Below are 13,671 nucleotides of genomic sequence, written 5' to 3'. Positions count from 1 at the left end.
TTCACTGCGCATTTTTCTTTGCATCGCGCTACGAGTCTCATATACACTTACAAAGGTATTCGATCTTTTCAAGTGGTAAGGATGTGTGAAAATGATCCACGTAAAGAACCTGCAAAAGGAATTCAAGATCCATCAGGCGCGCGCAGGGCTCGGCGGCGCGTTGCGGGATTTGTTCAGTCGGGAATACAAGACGGTGAAGGCCGTCGATTCAATCTCCTTTGATGTGGAGGAGGGCGAAATTTTTGCCCTGATCGGCGAAAACGGCGCTGGCAAATCGACTACGATCAAGATGCTTACGGGAATTTTGACGCCGACAGGGGGCGAAATGAGCCTGAACGGATTCGTGCCGTTTAAAGAACGGGAGGAATACGTCAAGTCGATCGGTGTTGTATTCGGTCAACGCTCGCAGCTGTGGTGGGACTTGTCACCCCTCGAATCGTTCCGCCTTCTGCGGCGTGTTTACAAAGTGGACGACGCTGCTGGCAACGCATGGCTTGACCGTTTGGTGGAGGAACTGGAGATATCTCCATTCGTCAACCAGCCGGTGCGGAAGCTGAGTCTCGGCCAGCGGATGCGATGTGAGATCGCCGCTTCCCTGATCCACAAGCCCAAGCTGCTGTTTTTGGATGAACCGACAGTCGGGCTGGATGTACTGGTGAAGCAAAAGATTCGCGACTTCTTGCACAATTTGAACCAGACGGAAAAAATGACCATCCTTCTGACGACACATGACGTGTCCGACATCGAAGCACTCTGTAAACGCGTCATCGTCATGGACAAAGGGAAGCTGATCTTCGACGGGCTGTTGCACGATTTGAAAACGCGTTGGGGCGACGGTACCGAGGTGGTGTTCCAGTTCAAGCAGCGCACGACTGTCGAACAAGTCCGCGCGGCGCTTGGCGATTATGTCTGTGATTTGACGGCCGAGAACAATTTGAGCGTGCGCGTACGGATGAAGCAGAGCCAAAATGCGCTCCCTCACGTCTTGTCGACCGTCATGGCTTCGTTTGAAGTAGCAGATGTGAAAATGCTGGAGACAAACACAGAAGAAATTGTGCGCAACATTTACTCGACGGATGGCGAGGTAGTGAGCCATGGGTAAACTGTACGCCGAGCTGATCCGCATGCGTTTTCTCACCTTGCTCGCTTATCGGGTCAACTATTACAGCGGTATCATCATTTATGGGCTGAATATCGGGGCGTATTACTTTTTGTGGAGCGCGATCTATGGCGACCAACCCAATCTGGCAGGCTTGTCCGTGGCCCAGATGACTTCCTATGTGGCGATTGCCTGGATGTCCCGGGCATTTTACTTCAATAATATCGATCAGGAGATCGCCCAAGATGTGCGCGATGGAAAAGTCGCCATCGAAATGATCCGGCCGTACAACTATTTGTCGGTCAAGACGGCACAAGCGCTGGGGGAAGGCATTTTTCGCATGATCTTTTTTGCGCTGCCGGGGATGGTGCTGGTCAGCATCTTTTTGCCGCTCAGCTTTCCGCCAAGCTTGGCTGCCTGGGGGCTGTATTTGGTCAGCTTGCTATTGGCCTTCATCATCAACACGGAGATCAACCTGTTGACCGGCGTGCTGACGTTCTTTTTATTCCGCAATGAAGGCATGATGCACGCAAAACGCGTCGTGGTCGATCTGTTATCTGGTTTGATTTTGCCGATCAGCTTCTTCCCGCTATGGGCGCAGACAGCAATGGGATGGCTGCCGTTCCAAGCGATCAATTACTACCCGAGCATGATTTTTACCGGAGCCATTCAGGCCGATCGGGCTTTGACGGTCATCGGCATCCAGCTCATTTGGGTATTCGTGATTTTGCTCCCGATCTGGCTGTTGTGGACACGTGCGCGCCGCAGGCTGATCGTGCAGGGAGGGTGATGTAACATGAAGAACGTGGGAACCATCTTTCGTTTGTTTGCCGATTACTTGAGCCAATATTTCAAAACGCGGCTTGCCTACCGCGCGGATTTCCTTGGCGAGCTCGTCTCGAATCTGGTATTCGAGCTGATCAATCTTGTTTTCATCATTGTCGTCTTCCAGCATGTGCCTACGCTGAAAGAATGGACGATGTATGAAGTGATTTTCATTTATGGCTTCTTTTTGATTCCGTACGCACTGTTCAGCATGTTTTTCGGATTTTGGGATTTCAACGAGCGCTACATCATCCGCGGCGAGATGGACCGCATCCTGACGCGCCCGGTTCACAATCTTGCGCAAGTTTGCCTAGAATCAATCGCGCCGGACCGCATTTTCGGCGTGATCAGCGGCTTGATCATCATGGGCTATGCTGCCTTTCAGCTCAAGCTCAGCTTTACGTGGTACGATCCGTTTATTTTTATCGGGCTAGTGATCAGCAGCGTCCTGATTTATGCTGGCGTGTACACGGCGATCGCTGCGGTCAGCTTTTTCTCTGATTCGCGGACCGGGATTTCCCCGATGATTTGGAACCTGCAAAACTACGGTCGCTACCCGGTGGAGATTTACAACAAGCTGATCGGGTTTTTGCTAACCTACATTTTGCCGTTTGCATTCGTCGGCTTTTATCCGTCCGCCTACTTCTTGAAAAAAGAGCAGTGGTACACGTTCACCATGCTGACTCCCGTGATGGGCGTGATCTTTTTTGCCATCGGTATCGCTGTCTGGCAGTATGGTGTGAAAAAATACCAAGGCGCCGGTTCGTAGGCGTTTATAATCCAAAAAGCAGTTAGCACGATACGCCGAATCCTTGATTTTCATCGGGATTCGGCGTATTTTACTGTGACGATTACAGTTCCTCTACGTAGTGTGACAAACGCTCTACTGCCAGCTTCGGATCCATATCGATCTGAAAAAGCATGTAGAGATGTGAAGAAGGGAATAAAGCTCTGCGGGCAGCACTATATAAGATTGGCTTTTGGGCTTTGATCAAGGTCATGATTTCCGCTGTCGGCGGGGTGACGATTTTGATGCGGAGCAGTCCGTTCAAGTACGTGAGAAGACTGACGACGGACGTACGGTTCGTATCGTCCGGCACCGATTTGATCAAGTGATAAAGGTTTGTGACAATCGCTTTTTTGGTTTGGGCGAGGCTTATTTGTACCTCATCTGCCATCAAGATGACCACCTTCTTCATGAGTATCGATCGACGCCTCTACGCGCTGTCGTATGGCAAAGAGCGCGGTCGGGTGCATCTCATTATTGCTGAAGAGGGGATGGTTGGGATACTAACGTTCAGGCAATATTGCCAAAAGGCAGTCAAGAAGAGGGAAGGAGAGAAGTACAGGACGAATGTCTAAGTACAAAAAAAGGTGGTTTTAACAACACGAGAAGCTCGAATGAAATAATTCCTAGGAATTAGGTAGCAATTCTTATTGTCAAAAACAATACCCGCGTATATAATAAGTGGGAAAAAACTTCACAATTCCTTCGGGGCAGGGTGAAATTCCCGACCGGCGGTGATCACGATTTTTGTGTAAGCCCGCGAGCCTCTCGTCGCTTCAAGCGGCAGGGTGCAGGATTTGGTGCGATTCCAAAGCCGACAGTACAGTCTGGATGGGAGAAGGATGACGACAGTACGTTCGCACACGTGCTTGTTTGCTTGTGCAAATGACTGGGGTGGATGAGGCGCCGTTTTGCGGGATGGAGCACCTCTTATTTCCCTATCTCATTTTCACGCAAGAAACGATACCCATGCCCCCGAATCATGCGTCTTATGATGCAGCTCAGGGGCTTTTTACGTTTCGTCTGGCAGGGCGTGCCGCGAGACTGTTGCCATTCCTCAAGAAGGAGAAGTAGCCAAAGAGGAGATGGAACAGATGCAAAAAAATGAATTGTCTTTGAATCAGCCGACACAGATGAAACGGCTGGTGGCGATCCCGGTTTTGGCGGCGGTTGCCTTTATTCTGCAAGCGTTGGAAATCCCGCTGCCGTTTTTCCCGACGTTCTTGAAGCTTGATTTCAGCACACTGCCCGGCATTTTCGCGGGACTGGTATTCGGTCCTGTGGCTGGCATCATGGTGGAATTGCTGAAAAACGGACTCCATTTGCTGCTGAAAAACACAGATGGCTTGCTGATTGGTGAATTGGCCAACTTTATTGCTGGCGCCTGCTTCATTTATTTGACGGTCACGATGCAGCGCTTGGGCAAGGGGAGAGGCTCGCTGATTGCCGGGTTCGCGCTCGGAACCGTTCTGATGACGGTGTTTATGTCGGTAGCCAACTATTTTGTGATGATTCCGGCCTATGCTGTCTTGTACCAAATGCCGGTAGAAAAACTGCTGGAAATGTTCCAGATGGACAGCTTGTGGTCGTTGATCGTATATGGCATTGCGCCTTTCAATATTGTAAAAGGTGTTCTTGTTTCCATTTTGGCATTTTTGATATATGTCAAAATCGAACCACGAATCAAACATATGGGAGAATGATAAAAAGGGGACAGCTCTCGAGAAGAGGCTGTCCCCTTTTTTGTAAATGCAACCGCGGCTCCGCCAAAAAGCATGACGTATCCAGGTTTTCTAACTGGAACGGGGTTATCATGACGAAGGCCCCGTCCAATCGCTTGGAGGGACCGCATTTCATTACAGGATGTGCGTGATTAATCGATGTCTTCAAACGGCTCGTCCGCATCTTCGGACGGATGTGGCGGTGTATACGGGAAGAGGATGTCGTAGAATTTGTACTTTCTGCGGTTCTCGTCCGGCTTCAGCTCACGGTACCGTTTGATCAGGTTGGAAACTTCGCTTAAAAACTCTTTCCGCTCTTCTTTTGTCAGGTTGAATTCGGTAGTGTTGTACCCGAATGTATCCTTATACTCTTTGCGGACATCGACATCGCTAGCGATGAAATGGTTCAATGTACGCATGAGGTCCTGCTCGGTGGTACGGATTGGCGTAAACATCACGTCGCTCAACTGGTGCGCATTTTCCTCGATCATCACTTGCAGTTTGACTGTGATCAGCTTGGCTACAGGCTGGTAATACTTTTCGACGATGGAACCTTTGACACGGGTATCCACCTGCTCAAGCAAGCCGACACGTACCAGCTCTTTGACATGATAGTGAAGGCGGGCTGCGTTTTCACCCAGCTCTGTCGCGATCTGCTTGGCTGTACGCGGCTCCAAATCTTCGAATAACTCTAGAATTTTCACACGCTCGGGGATCGCCAATGACTTTAAGGCTTCAGGATCTGTAACATCGTAAAATTCTCTCATGACTTTCAGTTCACCGTCCAGCTTCTATATGAAAGATTCATCAACGCTCTTAACAATTCTTTATAATTGTTGCCATCCATCAATTCTATCGTTTTCTTGGGCAAATCGCAACTTGCTCCTGTATGTTTTTAATACATTAATGTGCGAAAAAATTAAGTTTCTCGATCGTGTATGGTAAAATGTGAGCAAAACTATCTCTTTAAGGAAGGGATTTCCATGAATTCAGTCGGACAAGCCGCTCCTGCGTTTTCTTTGCCAGCCAGTAACAATCAGACGATCTCGCTTTCCGATTACAAAGGAAGCTATGTTGTGCTTTACTTTTATCCAAGAGACATGACACCGGGCTGCACGACAGAAGCATGTGATTTCCGGGATTATCACGGCGATTTCGCTAAACTGAACACGGTTGTTCTGGGCATTAGCGCGGACGATGTCAAATCGCATGATAAGTTTACGGTTAAGCACGAGCTTCCATTCCCGCTGCTTGCCGACACCGACCACCAGGTGGCGGAAGCATACGGCGTGTGGGTGCTGAAGAAAATGTATGGCCGGGAGTTTATGGGCATCGAGCGTTCTACCTTTGTCATCGATCCGGAAGGAAACATTGCCAAGGCATGGACGAAGGTGAAGGTGAAAGGCCATGTGCAGGAAGTGCTCGATTTCATTCGCGATCAACAGAAGTAGACTATTTGCCAAAGGGGATAATGATTACGCATGAGCATACCAACGGATTATATGATTGAATCGTTTGTCACACTTGCCAACATTCCAAGCCCGACAGGAAACGCAGGCCCAGCCATTGCGTGGGTGGAAGAAGAATTCCGCAAGCTTGGGCTGTTGGTGACGCGGACGAACAAAGGAGCGGTGTTGGCGACAGTCAAGGGAGCCAATGATGAGAAGCACCGTCTTGTAGCAGCGCATGTCGATACGTTGGGCGCGATGGTTAAGGAGATCAAAGGAAACGGTAGGCTCCGCCTGACCAATATCGGCGGCTATGCGTGGAATACGGTGGAAGGAGAGTATTGCACGATCGAGTCGGCCATTTCCGGTAAAACGTTTACCGGCACCGTCGTGATGATGAAGTCGTCCGTTCATGTGCATAGCGCCGAGGTAGGCAAGACAGAGCGGACGGAAAAAGTGATGGAAGTTCGCCTGGATGAAAAGGTGATGTCCAAGCAGGATGTGCTCGACCTCGGTATCCGTGTCGGCGATTTCGTTTCCTACGATCCGCGGGTGGCTGTGACGGACAGCGGATTCATCAAGTCGCGACATCTGGATGACAAGGCGAGCGTGGCGATTATTCTCGGCTTGCTGCGCCATCTGAAAGAGAGTGGACAAAAACTGCCGTACACCACGCATTTTTATATCGCTAATAACGAAGAGATCGGCTATGGGGCGAATTCCAACATTCCTGCGCAAACCGTGGAGTATTTGGCGATCGATATGGGCGCGATCGGTGAAGGTCAAACCACGGACGAATACTGCGTCTCCATCTGCGCGAAAGATTCGTCCGGTCCGTACCACTATGGTTTGCGCAAGCATCTGGTCAAGCTGGCTGATGAACTCGGGCTTAACTATCAGGTGGACATTTATCCGAGCTACGGCTCTGACGCAAGCGCTGCGTTGCGGGCGGGGTATGATATCGTACACGGCCTGATCGGACCGGGGGTCGATGCGTCTCACTCGTTTGAACGGACGCACCGTGAATCATTTGAAAATACCTACAAGCTGGCTCTCGCCTACCTGCTGCATGGCGAACTGATGGCGTAGGCGGCGGAAGGGGCAATCAAGGTTGAACAACATGTACAGCTGGGCGGATTACTACGATTTGACGCAGCGCGGCGTTCCTGGAGACGTTCCTTTTTATGTAGAAACGGCACGCAAATACGGTGGGGACGTTCTTGATCTGGCTTGCGGTACAGGCAGGGTCAGCATTCCTTTGGCGGAGGCAGGGCTTGAGGTGACGGGCATGGACTTGTCGAGCGAGATGCTGACTCGTGCCCAAGTCAAGGCGCAAGAAGCCGGTTTCTCCGAGCAGATCGCGTTCCTGCAAGGCGATATGCGCAAATTCGAGCTCGGCAAAACGTTTTCGGTCATCATGATTCCGTTCCGCTCGTTTCTGCATCTGCTGCAAATCCATGAGCAGATGAAAACGCTCAGCTGCATCAGGCGTCATCTGAAACCAGGTGGCAAGCTGATCATGAACGTGTTTGTGCCGAAAATCGAACACCTTTACGAAGAAAGTGAAAAAATGTCGCTGCGCAGCATCTTCCCGTTGGAATCGGGCGAGCAGGTAGCCATGTGGGATTACACGCGCTATGACCATTTCCAGCAGCTTTCGGAGGTGACGCGGACGTACGAGCGGCTAAGTCCACAGGGCGTCGTCACGGAAAAAGTGGTCGGCCGCTTCACACTGCGCTACATTTTTCCGACGGAGCTGCACCATTTGCTGCGGTTAAACGGCTTTAAAGTGATCGAACGGTACGGCGCTTTTGACAAATCGCCGTTTGATGCGAAAAGCAGCGAGCTGATTCTCGTTGCGGAATAATGGATGCTCACGGCTTGCAAATACGTAGTCTGGGGAGGGATTATGCGGTATGAAAATATACACGAAATCGGGCGACAAAGGGGAAACATCGCTTGTGTACGGCGCGCGTGTGCCCAAATATGCGGACCGGGTCGAGGCATACGGGACTTGCGACGAGGCGAACTCGGTGATCGGGCTTGCGCTGTCCACGCTGCCGCAGGACGATCAATGGGGCGAGCTGCGCGGTTTTTTCCATATTGTACAGACGAAGCTGTTCCATATCGGGGCAGAGTTGGCCACGCCAGCCGATAAAAAGGTGGGATGGCCGATTCAGGAGCAGGATGTCCTCGAGCTGGAAGCCCAGATCGATACGCTCGACGGTCATTTGCCGCCACTCACCAATTTTGTTCTGCCAGGCGGCCACCCAAGTGCAGCAGCGCTTCATGTGGCTCGTACGGTCGTGCGCAGAGCTGAGCGAAAAGCCGTTCAACTCTCGTCCACGGAAGAAGTGAATACGGTCGTCATCAAATATTTGAACCGCCTTTCCGATTATCTGTTTGTCGCCGCCCGCTATGTGAACAGCAAGACGGGCAATGTGGAGCCAAATTTGCACGAATAGAAGTTGCAACGAAAAGCGTGTTGGGCGGAAGTAGCGTCCCGACACGCTTTTTTTGTCCAGACGTGCGGATGAGGTTTTCCCAGAAAGGTCTTCTCAGTGAAAGTGGGATGACGTGCTATAATATAAGGAATATAGAAGAGGTGAGGAGCAGGCTATGGCGAAACTAACGATGAAACGTTTCCTGCAGACGCTCGCGGACATGTTCCCCGATGCGCATTGCGAGCTGAATCATACCAATGCCCTTGAGCTGACAATCGCGGTGCTGTTGTCTGCACAATGCACGGATAAAAAGGTGAACCAAGTCACGGAGCGACTGTTTCAAAAGTACAAAACGCCGACCGATTACCTGATGGTTCCGCTTGAAGAGCTTCAAGAAGACATTCGGCAAATCGGGTTATATAAAAATAAAGCGAAGCATATTCAAGAATTGTGTCGGATGTTGATTGATCACTACGATGGCGAAATTCCGGAGAAGCACGAAGAGCTGGTCAAGCTGCCGGGTGTCGGGCGCAAAACGGCAAACGTCGTCGTCTCGACCTGGTTCGGTGTCCCTGCTCTGGCTGTCGATACGCATGTGGAGCGTGTTTCCAAACGCCTTGGCTTTTGTGAGGAAGAGGACACGCCGCTGCAGGTGGAAAAGACGCTGATGCGCAAAATCCCGAAAAAGGAATGGACAGTGAACCACCATCGCCTGATCTTTTTCGGACGCTACCACTGCAAGGCACAAAACCCGCAGTGCGCAACCTGTCCGCTGTTCGATGCGTGCCCGTCAAGACGGAATCTTTCCAAGTCGAAGGCTTCATCGTAATAGATATTGACATCTTTGACAAACTAGAGATACACTTTATTTATAACAATTCTAAAATGATTGTAATTGTTACCACGATGCTTACGGATAGGAGGTGCAAGATGATATGGCGCGAGTGGAAAAAGCGATCGAAATTTTGAAGCATACCGGAGTGCGCATGACTCCGCAGCGTCATGCGATCTTGGCGTATCTTTTGGATGCAATGAACCATCCTACTGCTGATGAGATATACAAGGCGCTTGAGGGACAATTCCCCAACATGAGTGTTGCGACGATCTATAACAACCTGCGTGTCTTTAAAGATGCCGGGCTGGTTAAAGAGCTCACTTATGGTGACGCATCCAGCCGTTTTGACGCAAATGTAGAGGAAGAGCACTATCACGTGATCTGCTCCGGCTGTGGAGTTATCCGTGACTTCCAGTTTCCGTACCTGAGTGAAGCTGAGCATTCTGCTGTACAGCTTACAGGCTTCAAGGTGACGGGACACCGAATGGAAGTATACGGATTGTGTGAAGATTGCCAGAAAAAACCGCATTGATCGCGTTTCACCCTTGAAGAAGACATCTTATCTGCTGTGACGAACGGTAGTGAAGATGTTTTTTTGTTTTTGTCCAGGTGGAAGAGGGATACGGAAATGTAACTTCTTGTTGCCTTTCAACGTCTTATTGCTTGGGGAAATGCGGAAGTAAACATTACATACAAAGTATGATCGGGAAAAGAAATGAGGAGGAACCGTTGTGAGCCTATCGTTACATTCTCCTCCGCGCATCAAGCGAAAACGAAAATTGTGGGGACCGCGTCTGATGCTTCTCTGCTTTTTTGTCTTGGTTGTGGGGAGTATCGGGATTTGGTACGTGAATCAATTGCCTTCTACGGAACATGTCGCGCCTTTTGACGGGAAAACCAATGTCATTGTCTTTAACGGAGAAGCATTCGAGCAGCCGTATCGCACAGAAAATGGGCAGATCATGCTGCCATTCGATTTTATCAAGGCGCACCTCGATCCCAATGCTTTTTGGGACGAACCGACGAATTCCTTGATCATTACGACTAAAGACAGGGTATTGCGAATGGAGAGCGGCCAGCTGACCGCTTATTTGAACAAAATACCGGTTTCGCTGCAGATTCCGCTGACCGAGCAAGATGGCATCCGCTATGTACCGTATGCTCCGTTGGAAAAGCTGTATCCGTTCCAGCTCGATCTCGTGGCGGAAACAAATGTGCTGAAAGTGGCCAAGCACGGTGCTAGCGTTCAGGAAGGGAAAGTCCTATCCGATGGGGACGCTCAGCCGCTGCGGATCGGGGCTAGTGTAAAAAATCCGATTGTGGGCGAGCTGGCTGGCGATTCGATCGTGCAAGTTTTGGCTGAGCTGGAGGGCTGGTACCGGGTGCAAGCGGAAAACGGCTTGGTGGGCTACTTGCCGAAAGAAGCGGTTTCGCTGACTACCATCAAAACGATTGCCCCTGTCAGTCCAACGATTCAGCAGGAGGCAGCAGCTTGGAAGCCGCTCGGCAAAAAGATCGTTCTAGCATGGGAGCAGGTCACCAAAAAGACAGCAAATACAGCGAATTTTCCTGAAATGGCAGGCTTGAACGTCGTTTCGCCCACCTGGTTCGAACTGAAGGATGACAAAGGGACGTTTACAAACAAAGCGGATGCGGCTTACGTAAAATGGGCACACAGCAAAGGGTATAAAGTGTGGGGCCTAGTTTCCAACGGCTTCAATCCCGATTGGACCAAGGCGGTGCTGGGCAACTTTACGCTCCGGGAAAAAATGATTGCGCAGATTTTGCAATACGCCTCCATGTACAAGCTGGATGGAATCAACCTTGATTTTGAAAACGTCTATATTGACGAAAAGGATAAACTCGTGCAATTCGTCCGCGAGCTTACGCCATATTTGCATGAGCAGGGACTGACCGTCTCGATGGATGTGACCATAAAATCGACGAGCGATCGTTGGTCGCGTTTTTACGATCGTGCCCGCTTGGCCGAAACCGTCGATTACATGGCGGTCATGACCTATGACGAACATCCTGCTGCAAGCACCGTTTCCGGCTCCGTTGCTTCGCTGCCATGGACGGAAGATGGACTCAAAGGCGTGCTCGAGGAAGTGCCGCACCAAAAACTGCTTTTGGGCGTTCCGTTCTACACGCGCTTGTGGAAAGAAGTGAAGCAGCCGGATGGAACGGTGAAGGTGTCATCAAAAGCGCTCTCCATGACGAGCGCACAGGAATGGATCAGCGAACGGAAGCTGACGCCAGCACCTGACGCGGAAACTGGACAGCTCTTTGTCAGCTATACCGATCCAACCGATAACGCTACCTACAAAATGTGGCTGGAGGATGAGAACTCGATCCAGAAACGGATGGACCTTGTCCACAAATACAAGTTGGCGGGTGCGGCGGTATGGCGCCGCGGTTTTGAGACACCAAATATTTGGACGACGATTGATGAACAGCTCAAGCCAGGGAATTAACTTGGCGTTAGAATACAAAGCATATCGATCACACGAAAAAAACCACCGATCAGGTGGTTTTTTGTTCCATTTGCGAGCTTTTTGATGCGTGTTCGTCTTCTTCCAAAAAAAGAGGCTGTCCACAAAACATGCAGGCGTCTTCCTTACCGAGCATTTTGGTCGCCTTTTTGCAGGAAGGGCATTCGACCTGCGCTGCGGTCGTGGAAATCATGCCGGAAATCATGAATAATACCGTACTAACCATCATGCCGATGAAGCCGATCAGCAGGAGGCAGGTCATAAATATGTACGAGCCTTTCAGCCAGGAACCCAGATAGCCTGCAAAGAATGCATAGCCAAGATACATAAGTAAAATGCCGACGCCCATGTTCCAGTTGGCCCATGTGCGCATGCGTTTGATTTTGCTCAATCGGTCCGTTTTATGCATCGATCATTCCTCCTAGCCTCCAGTATAGCATAAGCCTTTTAAAAGCGTTATTCTCTCCCGTGCAAAAGCAGGAACTTTTCAACGACTGTAGAATCCATATTGGCAATTAAGAGCCACAGGAGGTGCACGTATGGCTGCAAATCTCGACGCATTTACACAGAAGGTAATTCAAGAGGAACAGATCCAGTCTGTGTTAGTGCTTCAACAGCCCAATCGTTTTTACCCGCTAGACGGTATTGATCTCCTGTATCTTATTATAGTGAATAGCGCTGCAACGCAAGTCGACGTTTCACAGCTCGTATTTGAAGAGAAAAACCTCCTCGTCTACCGCATCAGCCAATGGCAACTGGAGACATGTGCCATCCAAGGAGAAATTGACGAGCGTCTGCGTCAAATGCTGGTTTACGCAGAAACGGTTTGGGACAAAAATCAGTATATAAGCAAATTTAGCGAACGGTTGCAAAAACACGTTGCCAAAAGGAAGAAATACCAAGTGTGTGTCGAGTACTCTGGTTTCTTGCGTCATTATAACGAGGCGAAGGAGCTGCTGCACCGACATTTGACGCTGGATGCTTACCAAGCCGTGATCATCGCCCTGCAAAAATGGGCGCGCCTCGTCATTTGCGAATCTTGCGAGATGCACGACTTATCGCTGTGGGCGCGGGTGAAGCAGCTGGATCCATCCGTTTACAAACTGTATGAGGAGCTGATCACGAGTCAGGAGCCGTTAGAAAAGCGGATCGAGCTGATGCTTTTGCCGATTGAGGTGAACGTGATGTCAAAGCTGAAGTCATCCACTCAATTGCTGGTGGATGTGATGCAGACGGAAAACCGCCCTTGGTTTTTGCAGGAGCTGAAGCGGCATCCGGACCTGGAAAAGGTGGAAATCGATTTGCAGATGCTGTTGGACAAGATGGTCAAAAGAGGTCTGTTGTATGAAGTGGCTGTTCTGCAAGAGGCTGGCCAGGTTGCCGAAAAAGGATATTTAGCTACGGCCACGTAAAGCTTCTATGTTTCGATGTTTTTTAAAAAAGACTATTGACTCGAATAGAGCCCGCGTGCTATATTAACAAACGTCACTTCTGATCAACGACGAAATGAATCGAGCGAAACAAACGCAAGAAAATAGTTGTTGACACAGATGATGATGATGTGGTAAATTAAAAGGGTCGCTGTCAAGGAAAGGCGCGGCAAGCTTTTAAAAAACATGCTCTTTGAAAACTGAACAGCGAAAGCGAAAAGATAACGTGATTGTCCAAGTGACATCACATAATGTAACAAGCCAAGCAAGTCTTGGAATCAGCTTCAACTCAACTTTAATGGAGAGTTTGATCCTGGCTCAGGACGAACGCTGGCGGCGTGCCTAATACATGCAAGTCGAGCGAGTCCCTTCGGGGGCTAGCGGCGGACGGGTGAGTAACACGTAGGCAACCTGCCTGTAAGACTGGGATAACATAGGGAAACTTATGCTAATACCAGATAGGGTTTTGGATCGCATGATCCGAAACGGAAAGATGGCGCAAGCTATCACTTACAGATGGGCCTGCGGCGCATTAGCTAGTTGGTGGGGTAACGGCTTACCAAGGCGACGATGCGTAGCCGACCTGAGAG

15 protein-coding genes, 1 rRNA gene and 1 riboswitch are annotated in these 13,671 nt (G+C 50.0%); of the genes, 13 read left to right on the top strand and 3 right to left on the bottom strand.

Going from position 1 to position 13,671, the window contains the following annotated elements; translation table 11 throughout:
* Window positions 1–91 precede the first annotated feature (91 nt).
* From EDM56_RS00700 to EDM56_RS00690, 3 genes are read left to right on the top strand one after another with little or no spacing between them, the layout of a single operon-like run.
* The gene (locus EDM56_RS00700) at window positions 92–1,102 is read left to right on the top strand and encodes an ABC transporter ATP-binding protein (RefSeq protein ID WP_122915960.1); all 1,011 of its coding nucleotides are present in this window, start codon (window positions 92–94) and stop codon (window positions 1,100–1,102) included.
* Entirely contained in the window at window positions 1,095–1,889 is a 795-nt protein-coding gene (locus EDM56_RS00695; protein ID WP_122915959.1) for an ABC transporter permease, read from the top strand. The genes EDM56_RS00700 and EDM56_RS00695 overlap by 8 nt, the downstream gene beginning before the upstream one ends.
* A 6-nt stretch (window positions 1,890–1,895) precedes the next feature.
* The gene (locus EDM56_RS00690) at window positions 1,896–2,693 is read left to right on the top strand and encodes an ABC transporter permease (RefSeq protein WP_122915958.1); all 798 of its coding nucleotides are present in this window, start codon (window positions 1,896–1,898) and stop codon (window positions 2,691–2,693) included.
* An 82-nt stretch (window positions 2,694–2,775) separates the two neighbouring features.
* On the opposite strand, the gene EDM56_RS00685 is transcribed toward EDM56_RS00690, so the two are convergent.
* On the bottom strand, window positions 2,776–3,102 hold the full coding sequence (locus EDM56_RS00685) for a hypothetical protein (RefSeq protein WP_122916244.1): 327 nt from the start codon (window positions 3,100–3,102) through the stop codon (window positions 2,776–2,778).
* Between the two features lie 306 nt (window positions 3,103–3,408).
* Window positions 3,409–3,558: riboswitch (FMN riboswitch) on the top strand.
* A 247-nt stretch (window positions 3,559–3,805) separates the two neighbouring features.
* Here EDM56_RS00685 and EDM56_RS00675 point away from each other — a divergent pair.
* The gene (locus EDM56_RS00675; RefSeq protein WP_122915956.1) at window positions 3,806–4,414 is read left to right on the top strand and encodes an ECF transporter S component; all 609 of its coding nucleotides are present in this window, start codon (window positions 3,806–3,808) and stop codon (window positions 4,412–4,414) included.
* 170 nt (window positions 4,415–4,584) lie between these two features.
* Here EDM56_RS00675 and EDM56_RS00670 read toward each other — a convergent pair whose 3' ends face one another.
* Window positions 4,585–5,199 (bottom strand): winged helix-turn-helix domain-containing protein, encoded by a 615-nt coding sequence (locus EDM56_RS00670; protein WP_122915955.1) that lies wholly within the window; start codon window positions 5,197–5,199, stop codon window positions 4,585–4,587.
* 216 nt (window positions 5,200–5,415) lie between these two features.
* Between EDM56_RS00670 and bcp the strand changes: the two genes are divergently transcribed.
* The 7 genes from bcp to EDM56_RS00635 all read left to right on the top strand — a co-directional run bounded on the left by bcp (window position 5,416) and on the right by EDM56_RS00635 (window position 11,633).
* Window positions 5,416–5,883: a thioredoxin-dependent thiol peroxidase gene (gene bcp, locus EDM56_RS00665; RefSeq protein ID WP_122915954.1), complete on the top strand. Its 468-nt coding sequence runs from the start codon at window positions 5,416–5,418 to the stop codon at window positions 5,881–5,883.
* 30 nt (window positions 5,884–5,913) lie between these two features.
* A complete protein-coding gene (locus tag EDM56_RS00660; protein ID WP_122915953.1) occupies window positions 5,914–6,969 on the top strand; it encodes a M42 family metallopeptidase in 1,056 nt (351 codons plus the stop codon).
* A gap of 22 nt (window positions 6,970–6,991) precedes the next feature.
* Entirely contained in the window at window positions 6,992–7,747 is a 756-nt protein-coding gene (locus EDM56_RS00655; protein WP_122915952.1) for a class I SAM-dependent methyltransferase, read from the top strand.
* Window positions 7,748–7,796: 49 nt separating this feature from the next.
* A complete protein-coding gene (locus EDM56_RS00650; RefSeq protein WP_122915951.1) occupies window positions 7,797–8,345 on the top strand; it encodes a cob(I)yrinic acid a,c-diamide adenosyltransferase in 549 nt (182 codons plus the stop codon).
* 154 nt (window positions 8,346–8,499) lie between these two features.
* A complete protein-coding gene (nth, locus tag EDM56_RS00645; RefSeq protein ID WP_122915950.1) occupies window positions 8,500–9,153 on the top strand; it encodes an endonuclease III in 654 nt (217 codons plus the stop codon).
* 106 nt (window positions 9,154–9,259) lie between these two features.
* Window positions 9,260–9,691 (top strand): peroxide-responsive transcriptional repressor PerR, encoded by a 432-nt coding sequence (perR, locus tag EDM56_RS00640; protein WP_122915949.1) that lies wholly within the window; start codon window positions 9,260–9,262, stop codon window positions 9,689–9,691.
* Window positions 9,692–9,890: 199 nt separating this feature from the next.
* Entirely contained in the window at window positions 9,891–11,633 is a 1,743-nt protein-coding gene (locus tag EDM56_RS00635; protein ID WP_342772361.1) for a glycosyl hydrolase family 18 protein, read from the top strand.
* A 49-nt stretch (window positions 11,634–11,682) separates the two neighbouring features.
* Here the strand turns inward: EDM56_RS00635 and EDM56_RS00630 are convergent, their stop codons facing one another.
* Complete coding sequence (locus EDM56_RS00630) at window positions 11,683–12,060, bottom strand: DUF2614 family zinc ribbon-containing protein (protein WP_122915948.1); 378 nt, start codon at window positions 12,058–12,060, stop codon at window positions 11,683–11,685.
* 130 nt (window positions 12,061–12,190) lie between these two features.
* Between EDM56_RS00630 and EDM56_RS00625 the strand changes: the two genes are divergently transcribed.
* Together EDM56_RS00625 and EDM56_RS00620 are read left to right on the top strand one after the other, a co-directional pair.
* Entirely contained in the window at window positions 12,191–13,063 is an 873-nt protein-coding gene (locus EDM56_RS00625) for a nucleotidyltransferase-like protein (RefSeq protein WP_122915947.1), read from the top strand.
* Window positions 13,064–13,376: 313 nt separating this feature from the next.
* Window positions 13,377–13,671: ribosomal RNA gene (locus EDM56_RS00620) — 16S ribosomal RNA — on the top strand; the annotation flags it as partial.

The organism is Brevibacillus fluminis (assembly GCF_003710825.1).
In the GTDB taxonomy this organism is placed as follows: Bacteria; Bacillota; Bacilli; order Brevibacillales; family Brevibacillaceae; genus Brevibacillus_D; species Brevibacillus_D fluminis.
This window is presented reverse-complemented; position numbering and strand designations above follow the sequence as displayed.